Consider the following 21,133-nt stretch of genomic DNA (forward strand, 5'->3'; position numbering starts at 1 on the left):
AGATCGTCGAGGATCCGGCTTTTTCACCCGGAAAAGGAGACAGGCTCCAGCGGCTTTCTGTTCACGCTCAGCGAAAAGATGTCGGGCCGGGCATAGTGGCCGCAGACATCGAGCGAGCGCCGTGCGCGCCGCGCCAGTTCGACGTCGAGCTCGGCGTAGAGAATTCCCTTTTCGCGATGGAGCGGCCCGGCGGCGATGCTGCCTGTCGGCGTCACCACCACCGCATCGCCGTCGTTGAGCCACTCTTCCGCCTTGAAGAGCCGGTCACGCTCCGGAAAGTCGCCTGGAATGTCGCTGCCCTGCAGGGCCGTGGCGGTGCCGATCACCCACGTGCCACCCTCCTTGGCGATGTGCCGCAAAGTGGCAAGGCAGGTTTCCCCATTGTCCCATGTCGGATTGACGAAAATCTCCATGCCCTGGGCATAGAGCGCATAGCGCGCCAGCGGCATGTAGCTTTCCCAGCAGATCAGACAGCCAAGCCGCCCGGCCGGCGTCTCGACCACCTTGAGGCCGGTTGCATCGCCCATGCCCCAGACCATGCGTTCCGGGTTGGTCGGCATGAGCTTGCGGTGGCGGTTGAGCAGGGTTCCCTCGGGGCCGATGACCACGACGGTGTTGAACAGCGTGGTGCCGGAGAATTGGCTGTCGATCTCATGAAGCCCGATCACGATGGTCGCACCGTGCCTGGCGGCCGCCTCCTGGATGGGCTCGAGGTCGTTCCCGCCAAGATCGACCGCATTCTGGCGCAGCCTGGCGTGAATTTCGCTTGAAAGCGCCATGTCGCCCCCGGGCCTCAAGCGCCAGATCCAGGTTGGATAACCGGGAATATAGGCTTCCGGGAATATGAGCAGGCTTGCTCCCGCGCGCACCGCTTCTTCAACCGATGCCAGCACGGCTTCGATCGTCTTGCCCCGGTCGAGCAGGACCGGCGGCTTTTGAATCACGGCAATCTTCGTCGACATGACAGGTTCTCCTCCCTTCCGGCACCGGTGCCGGCCCCCCGCGCCTGTGCGGGACATCTTGCTAATGTGGACAGATCCTGCTTCGCGGCCAGTCTTTTTTTCGCGATGATCTTTTTCGGGATGATCGGCGCGCGGAGTTCTTGTCGCGGATGCCGGTGCCGGTGCCGGTGGAAACGCCGATCATGTGCATGCCGCCTTCTTTTGGCCGTCTTTGCACGATTCCACCCCGCCATTCGCTTGCTTTGCACTGATGGCATGCTAGTGGTCTGACCGAAACAGATGGTACCCATCCGTTTCGACAAGTCAGCCCACAAACTGTTGATCTGGTGGGGCGATTTTTCCCAAAAGATGGGTACCATCTGTTGGGATCGCACCACGAGCGAGGGCCCGCGGGCCAATGGGACGATTCCGGTATGGCGAAGCGCCAAGACAGGGCAAGACAAGGTGAATGCGAGGCTTTCGGGAGCAGGGCGCCCCGCCGCGCGTTTGCCGACAAGCGCATCGCCGTCCTGCTGGCCACCTATAACGGGGCGCGGTTTCTGGAAAGGCAGATCGGCACGCTGGCACGCCAGACCGCCGGGACCATCGACATATGGGCATCCGACGACGGCTCTACGGACGGCTCACGCGCCGTTCTCGAAAAGACCGCCGGTCTGTGGCAAAGGGGCGAATTTCATATTCTCGATGGGCCTGGCTGCGGATATGCGGAGAACTTCCGCTCCTTGATGACAAACCCGCAGATAGAGGCCGATTACGTGGCCTTCTGCGATCAGGACGACGAATGGGACGAGGACAAGCTGGAAGAGGCGCTGTCCTGGCTGTGCCGGCAGGAAGCACCGGCTCTCTACTGCTCGCGCACGCGCATCATCACGAGCAGGGGCGAGACGACGGGCCTTTCGCCGCTGTTCCCCCGCCCGCCGGATTTCCGCAACGCCATCGTGCAGAGCATTGCCGGCGCCAACACGATGGTGATGAACCGGGCCGCCTGGCAGGTGGTGCGCGAGGCTTCGCGGCGCACGTCCTTCGTCAGCCACGACTGGTGGTGCTATATCATGGTCAGCGGCGTGGGAGGGGTTGTCCACTATTCGCCGCAGCCGAAGATCGGCTATCGCCAGCATGACGGCAACCAGATCGGCGAGAACAGCTCCTGGCGGGCGCGGATGTCCCGCATCAGCCATCTGATGCGCGGTCGCTTCATGGACTGGAACACCCGCAACCTTGCCGCGTTGGAGGCCTGCGGCGACATGCTCTCTCCCTCTGCCAGGAAAACAGCAGCACTGTTCGCCGAGGCAAGAACGGGCAGGCTTGTCGGGCGCCTCGGCGCGCTGCGGCGCTCCGGCGTGTACCGGCAGACCGTGCTCGGCCAGATCGGCCTCCTGGCGGCGTGCATCCTGAGAAAACTGTGAAGGCAGCCGCACAGGCCCCGCATTGGAAAGCAGGACGGTCCAGATGAGGAAATTCCGGGCATAGAGGTGAAGAAAACACAGCCCCCGCGGTTGTCTATTTCCGCGTGCGTGGTATTTCGAGCCGTGCGGGGGGGACGGGCTTTGGAAAGGCGAAGCATGAAGGGCATCATCCTGGCCGGTGGCAGCGGAACCCGCCTCTATCCTTTGACCATCTCGGTCTCCAAGCAGATTCTGCCGATCTACGACAAGCCGATGATCTACTATCCGCTTGGCGCGCTCATGCTGGCGGGCATCAGGGATATCCTCGTCATCTCCACGCCGCGGGACCTGCCGCAGTTCCAGAATCTTCTGGGTGACGGCAGCGCCTTCGGCATTTCGCTTTCCTATGCCGAGCAGCCGCACCCCAACGGCCTCGCCGAAGCCTTCATCATCGGTCGCCGGTTTATCGGCAGCAGCCCGGCAAGCCTCATTCTCGGCGACAACATCTTCTTTGGCGCGGGGCTGTCGAAACTCGCCCGCAATGCAGCCTCGCAGGAAAAGGGTGCCACGGTCTTCGCCTATCATGTCGACGATCCCCAACGCTACGGTGTGGTGAGCTTCGACCCCGCAACGGGACGGGCCAGCCGCATCGAGGAGAAACCGGCCAATCCGAAATCGAACTGGGCCGTGACGGGCTGGTATTTCTACGACAACGACGTGGTCGACATCGCCGCCTCCATCAAGCCCTCCGCCAGGGGCGAGCTGGAGATTACCGATGTGAACAGCGTCTATCTGGAGCGGGGCGATCTGCAGGTGTGTCAGCTCGGGCGCGGCTATGCCTGGCTCGACACGGGCACGCACGACAGCCTGCACGAGGCATCCTCCTTCGTGCGCACGATCGAGCACCGCCAGGGCATGAAGGTCATGTGCCCCGAGGAAATCGCCTTCGAGCTTGGTTACCTGACGGCCGAGGCGGTGCTGGCGCGTGCCGACAGCCTGGGCAAAACGGGATATGCGGCCTATCTGCGCCGCCGAATCGGGGAGCTGACGCATGGTTGAGATGCGCCCGCTCGGCCTTCCCGGCGTGTTCGAGATCGTTCCGAAGAAGTTCGGCGACGAACGCGGCTTCTTCTCCGAGACCTACAATGCCCAGGCGCTGGCCCGGCACGGCATCGAGCTTGCCTTCGTGCAGGACAACCATTCCCTGTCGGCGGCGGTGGGGGTGCTGCGCGGTCTGCACTATCAGCTTCCTCCCCGTGCGCAGGACAAGCTGGTGCGCGTGGTGGCGGGGCGGATTCTCGACGTGGCCGTCGACATCCGCAGGGGCTCGCCCACCTTCGCCCAATGGGTGGCGCTGGAGGTGTCGGCGGAAAAATGGAACCAGATACTCGTTCCGGCGGGCTATGCGCACGGTTTCGTGACGCTGGAGCCCAATACGGAGGTCGTCTACAAGGTGACGGATTACTACTCCCCGGAGCATGACCGCTCCATCCGTTTCGACGACCCCGAGATCGGCATTTCGTGGCCTTTCGCACCGGATCAGCTGCGCCTGTCGGACAAGGACCGGGCAGCGCCGCTCCTCGCCGATGCGGAGGTTTTCGACTTCGAGTGAAGATTCTCGTCGTTTCTACCCAGCGGAGAGGGACAGAATGCGCATACTTGTAACCGGGGGCGCGGGCTTTATCGGATCGGCGGTCTGCCGCCATCTGGTGGAAAAGGGGGTGGAGCGTGTCGTCAATGTCGACAAGCTCACCTATGCGGGCAACACGGCCTCCCTGCAGAGCGTGGCGGACCGCCCGAACTACGCCTTCCGGCAGGTGGACATCTGCGACGACCGCGCCATTCTGGAGATCCTGCGTGCCGAGCACATCGACAAGGTGATGCATCTGGCGGCGGAAAGCCATGTGGACCGCTCGATCGACGGGCCCGCCGCCTTTGTGGAGACCAATGTCGTCGGAACCTTCCGCCTGCTCAACGCCGTGCTGGAATATTGGCGTGGCCTCCCTAAGGCCGAGCAGGAGCGTTTCCGCTTCCATCACGTCTCCACCGACGAGGTGTTCGGCGATCTTCCCTTCGACAGCGGCATCTTCACCGAGGAGAGCGCCTATGCGCCATCCTCGCCCTACTCGGCATCGAAGGCGGCTTCCGACCATTTCGTGCGCGCCTGGCACGAGACCTATGGCCTGCCGGTCGTGCTTTCCAACTGCTCCAACAATTACGGGCCCTATCATTTTCCGGAAAAGCTCATCCCGCTCGTCATCCTCAACGCGCTGGAGGAGCGCCCGCTGCCCATCTATGGCACGGGCGCGAATGTGCGCGACTGGCTCTATGTGGAGGACCATGCCCGCGCGCTGGAGATGGTGGTCACCCGGGGCAGGGTGGGCGAGAGCTACAACATCGGCGGGCGCGCCGAACGTACGAACCTTTCGGTCGTGGAAAGCATCTGCGATGTTCTCGACCGGAAGCGGCCGCGCGGCGGCGGCAGGAGCTATCGCGAGCTCATCACCTTCGTTGCCGACCGGCCGGGCCACGACCGGCGCTATGCCATAGACCCGTCGAAGATCGAGCGTGAGCTCGGCTGGCGCGCGCAGGAGACCTTCGAGACGGGCCTGGCGCGCACGGTCGACTGGTATCTCGAGAACGAGTGGTGGTGGGGGCCGATCCGGCGCCAGCGCTATGCCGGCGAGCGCCTCGGCTCCGCCCGCAAGGGGGCCGCATGAGACTTGTCGTGACGGGCCGGGAAGGGCAGGTCGTCCGCAGCCTTATGGAACGGGCGAAGGGGCGTGCCGAGGTCGTTGCGCTGGGCCGCCCGGCGCTCGATCTGGCGCGGCCGGAGACGATTGCGCCTGCCCTGGCCGATGCGCGCCCGGACATCGTGGTCTCCGCCGCCGCCTACACGGCCGTCGACCAGGCGGAGGACGAGCCGGAACGCGCCTTCGCCGTGAATGCGACAGGCGCCGGTGCCGTGGCCGAGGCAGCCGCCAGGCTCGGCGTGCCGGTGATCCATCTTTCCACCGATTACGTGTTCGACGGCACGAAGGAACACCCCTATTCGGAGGAGGATGCGCCGGCGCCCAGAAGCGTCTACGGTGCATCGAAGCTGGCTGGCGAGGAGGCTGTGGCCGCCGCCAACCCGGACCATGTCATCCTGCGCACCGCCTGGGTCTACAGCCCCTTCGGAAAGAACTTCGTGAAGACCATGCTGGCGCTGGCCCAAACGCGCGATCATCTCAGGGTGGTCGATGACCAGCACGGCAACCCCAGCGCGGCGCACGACATTGCCGAGGCGGTTCTCGCCATCGTCGAGACCTGGCGGCGCCGTGCCGAAAGGCGCCCTCGCGGCGTCTATCATTTCGCCGGTTCCGGGGAGACGAGCTGGTGCGGCCTAGCCAGACACGCTTTGGCCGTAAGCCGGGCGGCCGGCGGGCCGCACGCCGAGGTGGAGGCCATTACCACCGCAGAATACCCCACAAGGGCGGCGCGGCCGCGGAATTCGCGCCTTGACTGCCGCCGCTTCCGCGCGGATTTCGGGTATTTAGCGCCGGAATGGCAAACCAGTCTCGAAGCGGTGGTAAAGAGACTCCTCGCCGAGGTGGTCTGACATGCGGGCACGGGAAACTGGCGGGTCGGCCTGATGCGCGACTTGATGGCCCGTTGTGTCCGTTACGCACGCTACGGCATGCTTGTTGGGCGACTGGTGATCGTTCACCTGCGCAGTCCGCGGCGGCTCGCACACGCGCTGCGGCGCGCCGCGCAGATGTTGTGGCAGAGCGGGCCGCGCGGACTGGTGGCGGCGCTGCGGCAATACGAAAGGCGCGGCGGCCAGGGCAGCGTGAGCTATCAGGAATGGATTGCGCTCCATGACACGCTGACGGAGCAGGCCCTTGATGCCATCCGGCGTCAGCTCGCCGAGATTGAGGCTCCGCCGCTCATTTCCGTCGTCATGCCGGTGCACGATACCCCGGAATCTCATCTGCGCGAGGCGATCGAAAGCGTGCGGGCACAGATCTACGAGAAATGGGAACTGTGCATTGCCGACGATTGTTCCCGCGCGCCCCACGTCAGAAAGGTGCTGGACAGCTATGCCGCTCTCGACCCGCGCATAAAGGTGGCCTATCGCCGACGGAACGGTCACATCTCGCGGGCGTCCAACTCCGCATTCGCGCTGGCGGGCGGCGAATGGGTGGCGATGCTCGATCATGACGACGTGTTGCGGCCTCACGCATTGGCGGAGGTGGCCCTGGAGATCGCCCGTCATCCGCAAGCCCAGATCATCTATACCGACGAGGACAAGATCGACGCGCGGGGACAGCGCTACGACCCCTATTTCAAGCCCGATTTCTCGCGCGAGCTGTTCCGCTCGCAGAACTATCTGAACCATCTGACCGTTCACCGCGCCGCCAACATCCGGGAGGTCGGCGGCTGGCGTCCGGGCTTCGAGGGCAGCCAGGACTACGATCTCAATCTGCGGATCTTCGAGCGCATCGACCCCTCCGCGATACGCCATATTCCCAAGGTGCTCTATCACTGGCGCGCCGGCAAGGGCTCGACCGCTCTGAATGCGGACGAGAAGGGCTATGCCTACAGCGCGGGCCTGCGCGCGTTGCAGGAGCATGTGCGCCGCACGGGACTTGCGGCGACGGCAGAACAGGCGCCGGGCACTCCCTTCTATCGCCTGCGCCATTCCCTGCCCGAACCTCCGCCGTTGGTCAGCCTCATCATCCCCACACGCGACAGGACAGAGCTTCTGCGCAATTGCATCGAATCGATCCGCCAGAAGACGACCTACCCGAACTATGAGATCATCGTGGTGGACAACGAGTCTCAGGAAAGCGAGACACGGGCCTATTTGGACGAGATCGAACGGGCCGGGAAAGCCCGCATTCTGCGATATGATGGGGCCTTCAACTATTCGGCCATCAACAACTTCGCAGTCGGCAAGGCGAACGGCTCGATCGTCGGCCTCGTCAACAACGACATAGAAGTGATCGCGCCGGACTGGCTTGCGGAAATGGTCTCCTGGGCCGCCCAGCCGGACGTCGGCTGTGTCGGAGCCAAGCTCTACTATGCGGACGGGCGCATCCAGCATGGCGGTGTCATTCTGGGGATTGGAGGAGTGGCTGGTCATTCTCACAAGTATTTCTCACGCATGCATGCGGGATATTTCAGCAGGCTCAAACTGGTTCAGAACCTATCCGCCGTGACTGGCGCTTGCCTCGTGGTCCGCAGGGAAGTCTATGAACGTGTTGGGGGGCTTGACGAGAAGAACCTTGCCATCGCGTTCAACGACGTTGACCTCTGCCTTAAAGTACGTGATGCTGGGTATGTTAACGTATGGACGCCCTATGCAGAGCTCTATCATCTGGAGAGTGTGTCTCGTGGACCTGAGAATAATCCGGAGAAGATTGAGCGTTTTAATCGAGAAGCTGAATACATGAAGAGAAAGTGGAAACTATTTCCAGATCCATATTATTCAATAAATCTCACTATCGATAAAGAAGATTTTTCGATAATAAATAGATAATAAATTCTTATATGAGAAAAGTGAAATATTTTATTTTTATTTATGATCAGAAATCCGAATGTATGAAGTTGAGAAATTTAATTATATAATATAATTACGCAGCAATATCGTATCTGTTCAAGATTGTGGATTAGATCAGAGATTCGTAGATTGTGTAAAGCACGGCTGTCTAGACAGCGAAATTCTTGTCCGTGTCGTCATTGATCTTGATGTGAATCGTCCCGTGAGATCAGCCAATAGAGCGCGTCATCAAGAGTGTTCCACCTGCGTAAAAATCGCTTCATTTCGGGTGACTGGAAGTGTTCAATATCGAAATGATAGGGGCTGACATTGCTGCGCTCCGTGACCTCGACCTGCTTGCCGAGCATTCGGGATAGAAGGTCATTGATCTTGGAGTTATCAACAATTTTTTCATATATATCAAGACGTTGGTGTATATTGCCAGAGTTCCAGTTGAAATCGCGGCCCAATATCCACCGCGATTGGTAGTTGCGGAATAGACCTGAGAAACGAGACAAATTATCAATTATCTGATCCACGCTGTTTGAGTTTGCACGGATCGTTTCCGAGATTTCCTTGATAACCTGAGGGTGATTATCGTAGAAAATTGACCCCTTGTGAAAAATCTCGATGAGCCAGTTGTAGTGCGACATCACCTGTTGGTCGGGCTGCCGCATGCAGGTAAAGAACCGCAAAGGGCGATCCGTCAACTTGCTGAGTTGCGCCTTTGCGGTCGCGATATCAACGTGGCCAGAAAGCCAATCCATATCGTTGGCCGCGCGTCTGAAGGTCTCCTCATCTCCCATGATTGCCTCACAGTGATCGCAACCGTTCGGCAGAAATTCTTTCAGATAATCATTGACGGTTGAGCCGGCGGTTTTGGGAACGTGAACGAAGAAGATCAGTGGCTTCATCAGATGATCTCATTCATGAACTGGAGACGTTTCAGGAGCGGCAGTTGGGTTCCGGATCTTTTCCGGCACATGTCGGTCAAAACATCGTCGATATGGTCAGCTGTTCCGGCTTCTTTAGGCATCGCTCAACCTCATAGACCGCGAACTGGAGTCGGTAAACCAGATCGCGCAAGATGATGGGACATCCGCAGAAACGATGGTAGAATCCCTCGGTGTGTATCCCGACAGCTTCTGTAATCAGTCAGCGGCATCCCTACAATCTCTTGATGAAGCGGCCGTTGGAGAATCGCGAAGCCATTATCGCGGAGGCGGAAGCGGTGCTTGAGTCCGTCGATATATTGGGCGTCACGGAGCGGTTCGAGCAGTTGCAACGGCCTCTGGCCGCATTTGGTATTGCGTTGCCCGACAAAAGGCACAACCGCGCCGTCATTGATGATCTCGAGCTTACGGATCGCCAGCTAGAGACCATCAGGGCGCACAATACGATCGATTCGGAGGTCTATAGGCGCGCGATGAGGATCGTGGAGTCCAGGGAGGCGGGTGGCCCATGACCGGCGCCGGGTCGCAGGGCGTGCCCAGTGTCGTCCGCCGGCGGGGCTGCGCGCCTTCGGCCTTCGACCACGACTCCCGCTCCTCTCTGGACATACGCCCACAAACGAATAGAAGTGCGTTGGCGGCAGGCTGGATGCGGCGGCGGTCTGTTGCGCCTTGGCCTGCGCCGCAAGCCAGTGGAACGAGCGACCAGAGGCCACGATGAAGAAAATGCCTGGAGACGTGTCACCCGAAGATGCCGGCGCGCGGGATGCGGGCGAGGCGGAGCGCACATGCGTGCTCGTGCTCGGCATGCACCGCTCGGGCACCAGCGCGATGACCCGTGTCTTCAGCCTGCTCGGGTGCGATCTGCCGGCCAACCTCATGGGCGCCAACGAGACGAACAAGGCAGGCCACTGGGAATCCACCGCCATCTGCCGCTTCAACGACCGGGTGCTGGAGTCGGCCGGCTCCTGCTGGCACGACTGGCAGGCGTTCCATCCCGGCTGGCTGCGGTCGCCCAAGGCGCGCACCTTTCGCGAGGAGGCGCTGGGCGTGCTGGAGCAGGAGTTCGGCGGCTCCCGGCTCTTCGTGCTGAAGGATCCGCGCATCTGCCGCCTGGCGCCCTTCTGGCTGGATGTGCTGGCGGCGGCCGGGGCGCGCCCACTCGTCGTCCTGCCGCTGCGCAACCCGCTGGAGGTCGCCGCCTCCCTGCAGAAGCGCAACGGCTTCGAGCCCGCCTTCGGCCACCTGTTGTGGCTGCGCCACGTGCTGGCGGCGGAGGCGGCGACGCGCGGGCTGGCGCGCATCTTCCTCGGCTATGATTCCATGCTGCGCTCCTGGGCGCGGGTGGTGGAGCGGGCGGAGGAGCGCTTCGGCCTTTCGCTGCCGCGCAAGTCGAGCGCCGCCACGGCCGAGATCGAGGCGTTCCTGACCGACAAGCTGCGCCACCACAGGGAGGCGTCGGAAAGCGTGGTGGAGAACCCGGCGCTCTCGCGCTGGCTGCGCGACAGCTACCGCATTCTCTCCCGCTGGGCGGAGGAGGGCGAAGATGCGGCAGACCATGCCGCGCTCGACGCCATTCTGGCCGAGTTCGACGCCGCGGCCCCCGCCTTCGCGCAGCTTGCCGATGCCGGCCACGCGGCGATCGGCCGGGCGCGCCGCCTGGAAGGCGAGCTGGAGCAGAGCAGGGCCCGCCTGGCGGAGAAGGAGGGCCAGTTCACGCAGCTCCAGGCCGATCTCGTGGCCGCCAATGCGCGCGCGCAGGAGGCCGCCGCCGCGCGCGACGCCCGCGGGGAGGAGCTTGCCCGCCTGCAATCCGCCCTGGATGAGGCACAGAAGAAGGCCGCTGCCGGCGAAGGCCGCATTGCCACGCTGGAGGCAGAGCTTGCCGCCGCGCGCGACGCCGCGGCCCGCGCGGAGGAGGCCCTGGAGGCGGCCGAGAAGGCGGCGGCAGAGGCGCGCGGCGAGCTGCAGCAAACCAGAAGCGCGCTGGAGCAGCGCCGCCACGAGGCGGAGGAGACGGCGGAAGCCCTCAGGCAGGCGCGCGAGAGGCTGGCCGACGCGGAGACGGCGCGCGCCGCCCAGGCAAAGCTGGCCGAGGGCTTCAAGGAGCATGTCGAGCTTCTCATCACCGAGATGAGGGAGCGGCGCGCCGCCAATGCCGGCCTGGAGGAGGTGCGCCGCAAGTTCGAGGCCGAGCAGGAGGCGCTGTCCAGCCGCCTCAATGGCGAGCTGGCAGAGGTGACGCAGCGCCTGAAGGCGCGGGAGGAGGAGCTGGCCGCCGCCCGCCGCGAGGCGGAGGAGGCTCGCGCCCAGGCCCGGCAGGAGGCGGAGGCCCGCCGCGCCGAGGCCGAGAAGGCGGCCGCCCGCAGCCGCGAGCTTTCCTCCCGGCTCGATGCCCGGTTCGACGAGATTGCGCAGATGAGCCGCCTGCTGCGCGCCCGCGAGGCGGAGGCGGAGGCCGGGCGCGCGCGGGCCGAGCAGGCGGCCGCCCAGGCGGCGGTGGAGCTTGGCCGCGCCGTCACCGCGCTGATGGAGGACCGGCGCCACCCCCTTTTCTGGGCGCAGGCGCGCCTGCGCCGCGCCATCGCCATCGTCCGCCGCTCGGGCCTCTTCGATGCCGAGTGGTACCGCAGCCACTACCCGGACGTGGCGCAATCGGATGTCGAGCCCATCAAGCACTATGTGCTCTTCGGCGCGCGGGAGGGCCGCCGCCCCAACGGCCGCCTCAAGGGTTGATCTTCCCGCTCAATCGTTCTAGCTAGATCATTGCACGGCCAGATTGTATCAAGAAAAAATTTCAAGCGAGGGCAAGGTGGGTGGATTGTCGAAGGAAGAGCTGGAGGCCATTCGCAACTCCGGCCTGTTCGATGCCGAATGGTATCTGAAAACCTATCCGGATGTGAAGGCGCTGGGCATGGACCCGCTGGAGCATTTCCTGTGGCTCGGGCACAAGCTCAGGCGCAGGCCCTCTCCGAAGTTCGACACGCGGAGCTATCTGGAGCAGAACCCGGACGTTGCGGCTGCGGGTGTGAACGCACTGGTGCACTATCTCGGCAACGGCGCGCATCGCCCGGCAGATGGAAATAAAAGTGGTCTCAAACAAGTTTCCGGCAAAAAGCGCACTCAGCCTAAATTAGTGTCGGGTGCAGAGAAGTCGCTTGTCGATTCAATTTTAGAGTCGAAGCTATTCGATGCCTCATATTATAAAGCCACCTATGGGGTCGTTGCTCACGACGTAAGGGATCTTGTTCATGATTTTCTATCAAGCTTCCCGAGTGAATTGCGCGATCTGGGGCCTCTTTTTTGCTCGCGGAACTATTTAGAGCTAAATCCCGATGTATCTTCATCTGGGATGAATCCCCTTCTTCATTACATTCTTTATGGTAAAAAAGAGAATAGATCCGCTTTTTCACTGGAGAAAGTAAAATATTTTCTATCTAAATTTGAAATGAAATCATTTTCAAGCCTAGATGAAATTTTAAAAAGGATTAATGTCAACATATATTACGCTGAAAACGGAAATTTTTTCTTTAAAGACATATCATACTATTTGAGGGATTTCCTTCTAAGAGAGGGTTATAATGTATGTTTGCTCCCTGAAGAAGAAGGAAATCAATTCTCCGAAAGTGCTATCGATATTGTTGTTGCGCCCCATGAGTTTTTTGTCATTGGGGCGGGGCGTGCTTGGTCTGACAAAAGAATTTCAAGAGCCGTTTGCTTGAACACGGAGCAGTGGCAGACGCCGTGGTTCGCGCGATGTTTCTCCTACATATCGAAAAGTGAGCTTGGAGTTCTCGATATCAATCCGAATTCCGCTTCTGGCTTGCAGGCTTTGGGTCTGAAGGCGTCTTTCGTGCCTTTGCTGCCCTTGGAAGGGACGGCTTTTGCTCAGGACAGGAGAGCGATCTCGGATACCTTAAGGAAGCATAAGCTCATAAAGAATTTAAATTACCCATCCGACATCAATCAAAGACCGTACGATGTACTATATGTAGCCGCCCACAATTCAAGGCGAGAAAAAGTATTGTCGCTATTATCCGAAACCTTAAGTGAGTACGAATGTTTCATTCATTCACCTCGATTCTCGGGTCCAATAATTGAGGGTGATCTCGACATGCTTTCCGGGAGTGATTTTACGCAGATCGCTCTTAACGCAAAGGTCTTATTAAATATACATCGTGATGACGTTGGTTATTTTGAATGGCACAGGATATTCCTATATGGCATTATGAATGGCAGTGTTGTGATAACCGAACCCTGCCTTCGTAATCCGTATTTACGACCAGGGGAGAATTACATCGAATCATCGGTTACTGAGATCCCGGAGCTTTTGCATGGGCTTTTTAGAACTGATGAGGGGAGGAAACGACTATCAATGATATCCAGAAACAATATGCTTCTCAGGTCAAAAATTTCCTCCAACTGGAGGAGGATTTTTGAATCATGATAGTTCAGGAAACGGAGATATTGTTTGAGTCTAGAAGAAACGCGGCCTTATGGCCGGATGTGACTGTAGTTATACCTTTGTACAACTACCAAGGATTTATTACTGAGACTCTTAATTCGGTGCGCGAGCAATCTCTTAATTCAATTGGTTTGGTTGTAGTTGATGATTGCAGTACTGATGCATCAGCATCAGTGGTTTCTGAATGGCTGAAGAGGAATAATGATCGTTTTGAACGTTCCCTACTTGCCAAGAACGTGAGGAATGCCGGATTATCTGTCACCCGTAACACTGGTACGAGTTTAACAAATTCACCTTTTTTATTCTTTCTTGATGCAGACAATATTATCTTTAGAAGATGCCTTGATCGTCTCATGGAGGCATTGAAGGAGAGCTCTGCTGTTTTCGCATATTCGATACTGGACGTGTTTGGCGCGCGTCGCGGTCTTATGGGGACGGAGGTTTTCAATCGTGAACGCTTTAAGCGCGGAAATTATATTGATGCGATGGCGCTGATACGGCGGGAAGCCCTTATCCAGCTTGGTGGCTATCATGATCTAAAATTTGGATGGGAAGACTTTGACTTGTGGCTGCGTATTTGTGAAAATGGCGACTATGGAATCCAAATCCCTGAGATTTTGGGACGCTATCGTGTTCATGCGAACTCAATGCTTAGGACTGTGACTTCAGAGAGTCGCAACCAGGAGCGCTTGAAGAAAATGATGCTCCAGCGTCACTCGTGGTTGGAGCTTTGACATTTTAGATATATTTTGAAGATATAAGTATTGGAAGACATCGGGCGCAGCTTATAGTGGAAGCGTATGAATGATATTTATCTCCATATCGGTTTTGACAAAACGGGATCTACTTCGATCCAGAAATCTCTTTGGAGGAATCGTTCACGATTGCGTCAAAGTGGAATTTTATATCCAGAAAGCGGTATAGAATCTTCCCATCATGTTCAGCTGGCTCGAGCAGTTGGATTGTCTTGGGAAAGTGGAGGTGACAAGAGTGTATTTGGTCTTTTAAAGCGAGAAATTGGTGATTGGCAGGGGGACATTATAATAAGCAGTGAACATTTTACGCACCGAGTGAAAAGTGACTCTGTATGTAGGTTATTGGATAATTTTTCCGGCTATAAAATTAATATAATAGTATATTTAAGGAATCAATTTGATTGGCTTATTTCCTTATATAAAGAGTCCATTAAATGGGGAAATGAAAAAACTCTTAGTGATTGGGTGGTTGGGAGAAATTTTGACTTCAGTCAAGTTATCTCTATATGGGAGAAAAATGTCGGTGAAAATAATATTAATGTCCGATCTTATGATTCTTGTATAAATATAGTCTCTGATTTTTATTCTGTAGTTGGTGTAGATGTGGAATCGGATTTAGAGCGCTCTAATGAGAGTTTTCCAGATGTGGTAATGGAGTTTTGGCGGCTTGCGAACGCTTCTCCGGAGAAAAAATTTGGATTTCGAGATGCCATCGAACTTCAGAAGAAATTTAACCATTTAGATTGGAAGAAAATAAGATGTTGGAGTGTTCCAGAGAGTTTTATTTCGCAGATCGATTTATTGGAAGAGAAAAATATTTATTTGAGCAAAAAGTATAGAAAAAATCTTTTCCCAAAATCAATTAAAGAAGCAATGAGTGATTTTTTAGAGAAGGATTTCGTTTCTATAAATGACATTTAAAAAATAGTTATAATAAATTGTGATCGTTTTGGAGTATCGAACTCCTAATTTGGGCACCAAGTCCACATAGCCGGTTCCGAAGATGGTGAGGTGCACGTCGCTCTCCTTTCCGGGTTATTCCGCGGCCTCGTCCATGGCCGCTTGCCATTCCTCCACGCTCTGGAGGGGGCGTGCCGTGCCGCCTTCCAGCGTGAGGATCTTGTTGCAGGTCTTCGCCAGCAGCGCGCGGCTGTGGCTGGCCAGCACGATGATGCCCGCCTGCCGGGCAAGCTGCGCGGTGCGCGCCTTCGCCTTTTCCTGAAAGCGGGCGTCGCCGGCGCCGATCCATTCGTCCATCAGCAGGATCTCCGGCTCCATGGCCGTGGCGATGGAAAAGGCAAGGCGCGCCGCCATGCCCTGGCTGTAGGTCTTGAACGGCATGTCGATGAAGTCGCCGAGCTCGCTGAACGCGATGATCTCCTCCATCCGCGCCTCGATCTGTTCCATGCTCCAGCCGTTGATGAGCCCGCGCAGCACGATGTTGCGCCGCCCCGTCGCCTCGCGCCGGAAGCCCAGATTGATGTTGAACAGCGCGTCCACCCGCCCGTCGATCTCCACCGTGCCCGAGGTGGGGGCATAGATGCCGTAGAGCACCTTGAGCAGCGTCGTCTTGCCCGCCCCGTTGGGCCCCACGAGGCCCAGCCTGTCGCCCGCCTGAAGCTTGAAGCTCACCCCGTCGAGCGCCGTCACAGAGCGCTTGCGCCCCTCGCCCTCCAGCCGGCCGCCGGTCGGCATGCGCGGGCGGTTCGGCGCCAGCGACAGCTTGTCGTGCAGGCGGTAGGTGAGGCGCAGGTTTTCGACGCGGATCGAGACCATCAGATTGCGAACACCACCTGTTTGCGCAGCCTGCCGAGCAGCAGCAGGGCAAAGGCCCACAGCGCCAGCCCCAGCCCCACGCACAGAAGGAAGGAGCGGGACGGCACGTCGCCGGCGATGATCGGCACGCGCACGATCTCCAGGAAATAGGTGAAGGGGTTCCAGTAGTAGAAGATGTGGCGCACCCCGCCGGCATTGTCATAGGTCCAGAAGACGGGGGTGAGGAACATGCCGATGCGCATGAGGTTGGACACGATGAACTGGCTGTCGGGGAAATAGACGCCCAGAAAGGCGAAAATGAGGATGGCCGCCGGCGCCGTCGCCAGCACCACGACGAGGCCGAGGAGCGACCAGCCCCACATGGCCGACACGCCGATGCCGCTCAGCGCCAGGATGGCCGCGCAGCCGACCAGCGCATAGCCGGCGCGGATGACGGACTGCATGAACAGCCGCATCACATAGACCGTGAGCGGCAGCGTCGTGCCCTTGATGAAGCTCTCCTCGCGCACGAACAGCGTCACGCTCTGGGTGAGCACCTCCATGATGTAGAACCACACCAGAAGGCCCACCGCCACATAGGCCGGATAGTTGGCCATGCTCGAATCGCCGCGCTGGAAGACGAAGATGAAGGTGCCGGCAAACGCCAGATAGTTGAGCAGCAGCCACAGGGGCCCGAGCGCGGTGCGCCGGTGCTGGTCGCCAATGGTTTCCTGCGCCAGCGCCACCCACACCCGCCGCATGCGCAGCGCGCTGCCGATGTCTTCCAGTGCGCTTTTGATCGTGGCGAGAAGCATGGATCGACCTTCGTGTGGGCGGGCTGTTAGCACGCCGCAAGGCGAATGCAAAGCGCAACGATGCCGCGGCGTTTGCGCCGCCTATGCCGCCCGCAGCGCGGCAACCAGCCGCTCGCCCACCACCCGCAGCAGGCTGGCGCGCACGGCGCCGACATCGACGGCGGGGGGATCCCAGTCGATCGTGTCGAAGGTTCCGGGGGTGTAGACCGGCAGCAGCGTCTTCAGGAAGCTGAACCGGATGTCGTCCCGCTCGCGGCAGACGATGGTGGGAATGCCGAACGCCATGCAGGGCGCGGCGACGTGGTGCAGCGGGGTGAGAACCAGCGTCGCCTCGCGCCGATAGCGGTCAAACAGCGCCGCCTCATAGGCTTCCGCCTCACGGCGCATTTCCTCGTCGAGCGGGAAACGGCTGGCATGAAAGCGGTGATAGATGAGCTGCGCGCGCACAAGCAGCCCCTCGGGGATATGTCGGAAAACGGCAAGCGGCAGGCGCCCGGCGATGTCTCCATAGACGATCAGCAGCTTGGGCTCCTTCGGTGCCTGCCTGCGCGGCGGCAGGGCAAAGGTCAGGCAACCCGTGGTATATGCCTCGATCCCAAGCGCCAGCATGTGCCGGGTCGTGCCCTCGTCCCGGCAGCCGATGGGCTGGTATCTCCGCAAAATGTCCGCCTGCTGGCGGATCACATCCTCGGCGGCGTGAAACCCGACAAAGATCGGGGTGATGGCGGGCGGCAGCGGGAAGCAGGAATTGTAGAAGACGCCGTTCATCAACAGAAGCGCGGGCGGGCGCTGGATGGATGGGCCGATGATCACGGCGTCCAGCTGTATTTCATCGACCCCGGCAAGCCGACCCAGAACGCCTACATCGAGAGTTTCAATGGCCGATACCGTGAAGAATGCCTGAACCAGCATTGGTTCACCAGCATCGGGGAGGCTCGCGAGATCATCGAAGACTGGAGAACCAATTACAATACGGAGCGCCCGCACAGCAGCCTGAAGTATCAAACCCCGGAGGAGTTCGCAGCCGCGAGGCCCTTCGATAAAACGCAATGGGCGCAGCCGCTTGAGCTGCTTGATGGCTCCGCGCCTGCACCCATTGCTCACGCCGCCGAATGATGGCACACAAAAGGAGAACAGGCTCGACTTACGAGTGGCCCTGAAAAAAGGGGCAGGTCAGCCCATTTGCGGCAGGCGGAAATCGCGTGTGCCATGGCCTGCTCATGCCTCCAGGTTCTTACCGATGATACGCATGAGGAAGATCACGACAATGTTCGCGGGGATCGGCCAGCCGGTGGATGGGCTGAAGCCCCAGAAACTTCGCAGCCCACGCAAACAGGCCGTAGACCGGGTTCATGAACATGTTCTTCCACATCAGCGCCGAGACGGTGGGCATCACGAAAAGGGCGCGATGACGAGCAGGCTCACGATGCCGCTGCCAAAGGAGGGCTGGTCGAGCAGCAGCGCCACCGCAATGCCGCCGCCCACCGATATGGCAAGCACACCGCCGACCAGAAGCAGCGTGTTGAGAATGGCCGTGCCGAAGGCGGGGTCGGTGAGGAAGTAGTTGTTGTTGTTGTTATTGTTGTCGAAGCCCGCCCATTCCTTCATGCTCGGCATCAGAAGATGGTAGCGCAGGTAGATGCCGTAGATCTTGTTCTCCCGGTCGGTGATCCTGCGCGCCGCGGCCACACGCGCATTGGTCGAACCCCTCGATAAGCCTGCCTTGCGCGTGGAAGGCCCAGCCGGCGATTTCGGCCACCGCGCCGGAATCGCGCAGTGCCTTGAGCTCTTCGCGAGTGATGAAGCCCTTGAGGCAAAGCGGTGCGTCGCCGTCGAGCTCGTCAATGCCCAGAAAGGCTACGTTCGCCTCGGCCGCCAGCACGTGCGGCCTCGTCGAGCCTCCCGCCAGGTGCACTCATCCCTCGTCTCCCATTCAGCGCCTCACGCAACACCGCGCCGCAGCCGCGAAGGCTGCCGACGTCAAAGCTCATTCTTATAGCGAACGGGCGCCGCTCTCTACTCCCCTGTAAGGTCCACCCCGTTGAGCTCGGCCACGATGTCGGAGAGCATCGGCACATAGTCCTCCCCATGGCCCGTGCCGACGGCCGTTGCGAAGCTGTTGCGCACCGCAGCCCCCAGCGGATTGGCAAGGCCCATGTCATTGGCGAAACCCGCCAGATAGGTCATGTCCTTCAATGCGTTCTGCAGGGTGAACTTATGGGCCTCGCGGTCGCGCTCCAGAACCCATTTGAAGAAGGTGCGGTAGAAGGCGCAGTCCATGCGCCCATCGCGGATCACGCTGTCGAAGACGGTCGGCGAAAGCCCGGCCTTGGCGCCGAGCGTCAGCGCCTCGGCATAAAGTGCGGCATAGCCCAGCGACAGGAAGTTGTTGATGAGCTTCATGGTGTGGCCGGAGCCGGTCGGGCCGGTCCTGATGATGCGCTCGCCGAAGGCTTGGAGCACCGGCCAGAGGCGCTCCACCGCCGCATCGTCGCCGCCCACCATGACGTCGAGCGTGCCCGCCTCGGCATCCTTCGGCGTGCGGCTGAGCGGCGCGTCGACCAGGGTGATGTCGCGCTCGGCAAGCGCCTTGGCAAGCCGCACGGTGGAGGAGGGGGCAGAGGTGGAGCAGTCGCACACCAGAAGCGGCCTGCCGGCGGACGCCAGGCCCTCGGGCCCCATGATGATCTCCTCGACCTGCGCACTGCCGGTGACGCAGATGATGACGATGTCGCTTGCCTCGGCAAGGGCGCGGGCATTTGCGGCCTCCGCCGCGCCGCGCCGTTTCAGATCATCCACCGGCGCGCGGTTGCGGTGGCCAAGCACGGTGAGCGGCCAGCCTTTCTCGACAATGTTCTTCGCCATGCCGTGGCCCATGAGCCCGACCCCCGCGAAGCCGATCCGTTCCTTGTCCATTCCGTCCTCCTCAAGCAGAAGCAGGCCGGACGTTAGTGGCAAAGCGCCGGCCCGTCACCTGCATGGGCGCCGATTTGAAGCGTGGAAGTCCCGGATGTCGCCCCTGAGCCGCAGCCCTGATCGAGAGAAAGGCGGCGGCAAGGCTGCGCCTGCCTATCTCACCCGCTCCATAAGCGACACATAGTTCGCCACCGCCGCGCCGCCCATGTTGAAGACCCCGGCAAGGGTTGCGCCCGGCACCTGCATGGCGCCGGCCTCGCCCATGAGCTGCATCGCCGCCATCACATGCATGGAAACGCCCGTCGCCCCGATGGGGTGGCCCTTGGCCTTCAGCCCGCCGGACGGGTTGACGGGCAGCTTGCCATCCATGCGCGTCACCCCTTCGCGCACCACACGGTGGCCCTCGCCAGGGGCGGCAAGCCCCATTGCCTCGTATTCGATGAGCTCGGCAATGGTGAAGCAGTCATGGGTCTCCACGAAGGAAAGATCGTCGAGCCCCACCCCCGCCTCCTCGAGGGCTCCCGCCCAAGCGCGCCGCGCCCCCTCGAAGGCGGTCACGTCGCGCCGGCTCATGGCCAGAATGTCGTTCACGTGCCGGCGCGCGCGAAACGCGATGGCGCGTTCAAGCCCCGCCGCCGTCTCCGCATCGGCAAGCACCAGCGCCGCCGCCCCGTCGGAAATCAGCGAGCAGTCGGTGCGCCGCAGCGGCGCGGCGACATAGGGGTTCTTCTCCGAGACGGTGTTGCAGAAGTCGAAGCCGAAATCCCTGCGCATATGGGCGTAGGGATTGGCCACGCCATTGGCGTGGTTCTTCGCCGCGATCATCGCAAGCTCCGTCGAGCGGTCGCCATAGCGCTGAAAATAGTTCTGTGCGATGCGCGCGAAGAGGCCGGCGAAGCCTCCCTTCACCTCCGCTTCCTGTTTGCGATAGCTCGCCCCCAGCAGAATGTCGCCCACCTGCTCCGTGGGCGTGGCGGTCATCTTCTCCGCCCCCACCACCAGCGCAATGCGCCCGCGGCCCGCCTCGATGAAGTCCATGGCCGCATAGATGGCGGCCGAGCCGGTGGCGCAGGCGTTCTCCAGCCGCACCGCCGGCACATGCGCCAGCGCCTCGTTGCCCATGGCCACCAGCGATCCCTGAAAGTCCTGCCGGGAGAAGCCATTGTTCATGACGCCCACAAAGATGCCGTCCACGGCATGGGCCTCTATGCCGGCATGGTCCAGCGCCGGCGTCGCGACACTCGCCATCAGGGCCTCGGTGTCCTCCAGCTCGGACTTGCCGAAGGGCGCATGCGCCCAGCCGACGATCTGTGCCCTGCTCATCCCAGGAAACCTCCCTCAGTTGCAGCCACTCTTCCATAGCGCGCCCACCCCGCAAGCGCCATCCCTGCATTGCCCGGCCTCCATCTTCCCGTCATCGTCTGGGCCGGAAATCTGTTCGCCAACGGTGCCGCACTCCGCGCCGTGACAGTGAACCGAGGCGCAAACATCGGCGTCCGATCGCATCAATCGCGAATACCCGATTTGAAGACGAAGCGGCCGTCGCCACGCCGATCCCCGCATGGCGTGTTCGGGGCCGACAACGGATTGACCGTTGCGGGGATAC

19 protein-coding genes and 2 pseudogenes are annotated in these 21,133 nt (G+C 60.3%); 12 read left to right on the forward strand and 9 right to left on the reverse strand.

Going from position 1 to position 21,133, the window contains the following annotated elements:
- Positions 1-23: 23 nt before the first annotated feature.
- Positions 24-962: a carbon-nitrogen hydrolase family protein gene (locus NYR58_RS03230; RefSeq protein WP_261519030.1), complete on the reverse strand. Its 939-nt coding sequence runs from the start codon at positions 960-962 to the stop codon at positions 24-26.
- A 413-nt stretch (positions 963-1,375) separates the two neighbouring features.
- Here NYR58_RS03230 and NYR58_RS03235 point away from each other — a divergent pair, with 413 nt between their 5' ends.
- From NYR58_RS03235 to NYR58_RS03260, 6 genes are all read left to right on the forward strand, one after another.
- Complete coding sequence (locus NYR58_RS03235; protein ID WP_261519031.1) at positions 1,376-2,368, forward strand: glycosyltransferase family 2 protein; 993 nt, start codon at positions 1,376-1,378, stop codon at positions 2,366-2,368.
- Between the two features lie 156 nt (positions 2,369-2,524).
- Positions 2,525-3,406, forward strand: a complete 882-nt coding sequence (rfbA, locus tag NYR58_RS03240; RefSeq protein WP_261519032.1) for a glucose-1-phosphate thymidylyltransferase RfbA — start codon at positions 2,525-2,527, stop codon at positions 3,404-3,406.
- Complete coding sequence (gene rfbC, locus NYR58_RS03245; RefSeq protein WP_261519033.1) at positions 3,399-3,959, forward strand: dTDP-4-dehydrorhamnose 3,5-epimerase; 561 nt, start codon at positions 3,399-3,401, stop codon at positions 3,957-3,959. The genes rfbA and rfbC overlap by 8 nt, the downstream gene beginning before the upstream one ends.
- 37 nt (positions 3,960-3,996) lie before the next feature.
- Positions 3,997-5,067: a dTDP-glucose 4,6-dehydratase gene (gene rfbB / locus NYR58_RS03250; RefSeq protein WP_261519034.1), complete on the forward strand. Its 1,071-nt coding sequence runs from the start codon at positions 3,997-3,999 to the stop codon at positions 5,065-5,067.
- A complete protein-coding gene (gene rfbD, locus NYR58_RS03255; RefSeq protein ID WP_261519035.1) occupies positions 5,064-5,948 on the forward strand; it encodes a dTDP-4-dehydrorhamnose reductase in 885 nt (294 codons plus the stop codon). Before rfbB ends, rfbD begins: the two co-directional genes overlap by 4 nt.
- Positions 5,949-5,981: 33 nt before the next feature.
- Positions 5,982-7,871 (forward strand): glycosyltransferase family 2 protein, encoded by a 1,890-nt coding sequence (locus NYR58_RS03260; RefSeq protein WP_261519036.1) that lies wholly within the window; start codon positions 5,982-5,984, stop codon positions 7,869-7,871.
- A 197-nt stretch (positions 7,872-8,068) separates the two neighbouring features.
- On the opposite strand, the gene NYR58_RS03265 is transcribed toward NYR58_RS03260, so the two are convergent.
- Positions 8,069-8,785, reverse strand: coding sequence for a hypothetical protein (locus NYR58_RS03265; protein ID WP_261519037.1), 717 nt, complete (start codon positions 8,783-8,785; stop codon positions 8,069-8,071).
- Between the two features lie 278 nt (positions 8,786-9,063).
- Between NYR58_RS03265 and NYR58_RS03270 the strand changes: the two genes are divergently transcribed.
- From NYR58_RS03270 to NYR58_RS03290, 5 genes are all read left to right on the forward strand, one after another.
- Complete coding sequence (locus NYR58_RS03270) at positions 9,064-9,336, forward strand: hypothetical protein (protein WP_261519038.1); 273 nt, start codon at positions 9,064-9,066, stop codon at positions 9,334-9,336.
- A gap of 223 nt (positions 9,337-9,559) precedes the next feature.
- Positions 9,560-11,557 (forward strand): hypothetical protein, encoded by a 1,998-nt coding sequence (locus NYR58_RS03275; RefSeq protein WP_261519039.1) that lies wholly within the window; start codon positions 9,560-9,562, stop codon positions 11,555-11,557.
- A gap of 85 nt (positions 11,558-11,642) precedes the next feature.
- Positions 11,643-13,268 (forward strand): hypothetical protein, encoded by a 1,626-nt coding sequence (locus NYR58_RS03280; protein ID WP_261519040.1) that lies wholly within the window; start codon positions 11,643-11,645, stop codon positions 13,266-13,268.
- A complete protein-coding gene (locus NYR58_RS03285) occupies positions 13,265-14,020 on the forward strand; it encodes a glycosyltransferase family 2 protein (RefSeq protein ID WP_261519041.1) in 756 nt (251 codons plus the stop codon). The genes NYR58_RS03280 and NYR58_RS03285 overlap by 4 nt, the downstream gene beginning before the upstream one ends.
- A 66-nt stretch (positions 14,021-14,086) precedes the next feature.
- A complete protein-coding gene (locus NYR58_RS03290) occupies positions 14,087-14,962 on the forward strand; it encodes a hypothetical protein (protein ID WP_261519042.1) in 876 nt (291 codons plus the stop codon).
- A 114-nt stretch (positions 14,963-15,076) separates the two neighbouring features.
- On the opposite strand, the gene NYR58_RS03295 is transcribed toward NYR58_RS03290, so the two are convergent.
- The 3 genes from NYR58_RS03295 to NYR58_RS03305 all read right to left on the reverse strand — a co-directional run bounded on the left by NYR58_RS03295 (position 15,077) and on the right by NYR58_RS03305 (position 17,379).
- Positions 15,077-15,817, reverse strand: a complete 741-nt coding sequence (locus NYR58_RS03295) for an ABC transporter ATP-binding protein (protein ID WP_261519043.1) — start codon at positions 15,815-15,817, stop codon at positions 15,077-15,079.
- Positions 15,817-16,611 (reverse strand): ABC transporter permease, encoded by a 795-nt coding sequence (locus tag NYR58_RS03300; protein WP_261519044.1) that lies wholly within the window; start codon positions 16,609-16,611, stop codon positions 15,817-15,819. The genes NYR58_RS03295 and NYR58_RS03300 overlap by 1 nt, the downstream gene beginning before the upstream one ends.
- 81 nt (positions 16,612-16,692) lie before the next feature.
- On the reverse strand, positions 16,693-17,379 hold the full coding sequence (locus NYR58_RS03305) for a polysaccharide pyruvyl transferase family protein (RefSeq protein WP_261519045.1): 687 nt from the start codon (positions 17,377-17,379) through the stop codon (positions 16,693-16,695).
- A 15-nt stretch (positions 17,380-17,394) separates the two neighbouring features.
- Between NYR58_RS03305 and NYR58_RS03310 the strand changes: the two are divergent.
- Positions 17,395-17,727: pseudogene (locus tag NYR58_RS03310) on the forward strand (integrase core domain-containing protein); the annotation flags it as partial.
- A gap of 163 nt (positions 17,728-17,890) precedes the next feature.
- Here NYR58_RS03310 and NYR58_RS03315 read toward each other — a convergent pair.
- The 4 genes and pseudogenes from NYR58_RS03315 to NYR58_RS03325 form a co-directional block, all read right to left on the reverse strand.
- Positions 17,891-18,300, reverse strand: a pseudogene (locus tag NYR58_RS03315) (carbohydrate ABC transporter permease); the annotation flags it as partial.
- The gene (locus NYR58_RS20560) at positions 18,188-18,526 is read right to left on the reverse strand and encodes a sugar-binding domain-containing protein (RefSeq protein ID WP_390880924.1); all 339 of its coding nucleotides are present in this window, start codon (positions 18,524-18,526) and stop codon (positions 18,188-18,190) included. The gene NYR58_RS20560 and the pseudogene NYR58_RS03315, both read right to left, overlap by 113 nt.
- Positions 18,527-18,627: 101 nt before the next feature.
- The gene (locus tag NYR58_RS03320) at positions 18,628-19,527 is read right to left on the reverse strand and encodes an NAD(P)-dependent oxidoreductase (RefSeq protein ID WP_261519046.1); all 900 of its coding nucleotides are present in this window, start codon (positions 19,525-19,527) and stop codon (positions 18,628-18,630) included.
- A 153-nt stretch (positions 19,528-19,680) separates the two neighbouring features.
- Positions 19,681-20,850 carry an acetyl-CoA acetyltransferase gene (locus NYR58_RS03325; RefSeq protein ID WP_261519047.1) on the reverse strand — a complete coding sequence of 390 codons (1,170 nt, stop codon included), beginning with the start codon at positions 20,848-20,850 and terminating at the stop codon, positions 19,681-19,683.
- Positions 20,851-21,133 lie beyond the last annotated feature (283 nt).

The organism is Chelativorans intermedius (assembly GCF_025398255.1).
GTDB classification, from domain to species: domain Bacteria; phylum Pseudomonadota; class Alphaproteobacteria; order Rhizobiales; family Rhizobiaceae; genus Chelativorans; species Chelativorans intermedius.

Excerpts from the sequence above, each read along its gene's own strand:
- NYR58_RS03265 (WP_261519037.1), bottom strand. The coding sequence starts at position 8,785 with ATGAAGCCACTGATCTTCTTCGTTCACGTTCCCAAAACCGCCGGCTCA.
- NYR58_RS03300 (WP_261519044.1), bottom strand. The coding sequence starts at position 16,611 with ATGCTTCTCGCCACGATCAAAAGCGCACTGGAAGACATCGGCAGCGCG.
- rfbD (WP_261519035.1), top strand. The coding sequence starts at position 5,064 with ATGAGACTTGTCGTGACGGGCCGGGAAGGGCAGGTCGTCCGCAGCCTT.
- NYR58_RS03305 (WP_261519045.1), bottom strand. The coding sequence starts at position 17,379 with ATGAACGGCGTCTTCTACAATTCCTGCTTCCCGCTGCCGCCCGCCATC.
- NYR58_RS03320 (WP_261519046.1), bottom strand. The coding sequence starts at position 19,527 with ATGGACAAGGAACGGATCGGCTTCGCGGGGGTCGGGCTCATGGGCCAC.
- NYR58_RS03285 (WP_261519041.1), top strand. The coding sequence starts at position 13,265 with ATGATAGTTCAGGAAACGGAGATATTGTTTGAGTCTAGAAGAAACGCG.
- NYR58_RS03230 (WP_261519030.1), bottom strand. The coding sequence starts at position 962 with ATGTCGACGAAGATTGCCGTGATTCAAAAGCCGCCGGTCCTGCTCGAC.
- NYR58_RS03295 (WP_261519043.1), bottom strand. The coding sequence starts at position 15,817 with ATGGTCTCGATCCGCGTCGAAAACCTGCGCCTCACCTACCGCCTGCAC.
- rfbB (WP_261519034.1), top strand. The coding sequence starts at position 3,997 with ATGCGCATACTTGTAACCGGGGGCGCGGGCTTTATCGGATCGGCGGTC.
- NYR58_RS03290 (WP_261519042.1), top strand. The coding sequence starts at position 14,087 with ATGAATGATATTTATCTCCATATCGGTTTTGACAAAACGGGATCTACT.
- NYR58_RS03260 (WP_261519036.1), top strand. The coding sequence starts at position 5,982 with ATGCGCGACTTGATGGCCCGTTGTGTCCGTTACGCACGCTACGGCATG.
- NYR58_RS03235 (WP_261519031.1), top strand. The coding sequence starts at position 1,376 with ATGGCGAAGCGCCAAGACAGGGCAAGACAAGGTGAATGCGAGGCTTTC.
- NYR58_RS03325 (WP_261519047.1), bottom strand. The coding sequence starts at position 20,850 with ATGAGCAGGGCACAGATCGTCGGCTGGGCGCATGCGCCCTTCGGCAAG.
- rfbA (WP_261519032.1), top strand. The coding sequence starts at position 2,525 with ATGAAGGGCATCATCCTGGCCGGTGGCAGCGGAACCCGCCTCTATCCT.
- rfbC (WP_261519033.1), top strand. The coding sequence starts at position 3,399 with ATGGTTGAGATGCGCCCGCTCGGCCTTCCCGGCGTGTTCGAGATCGTT.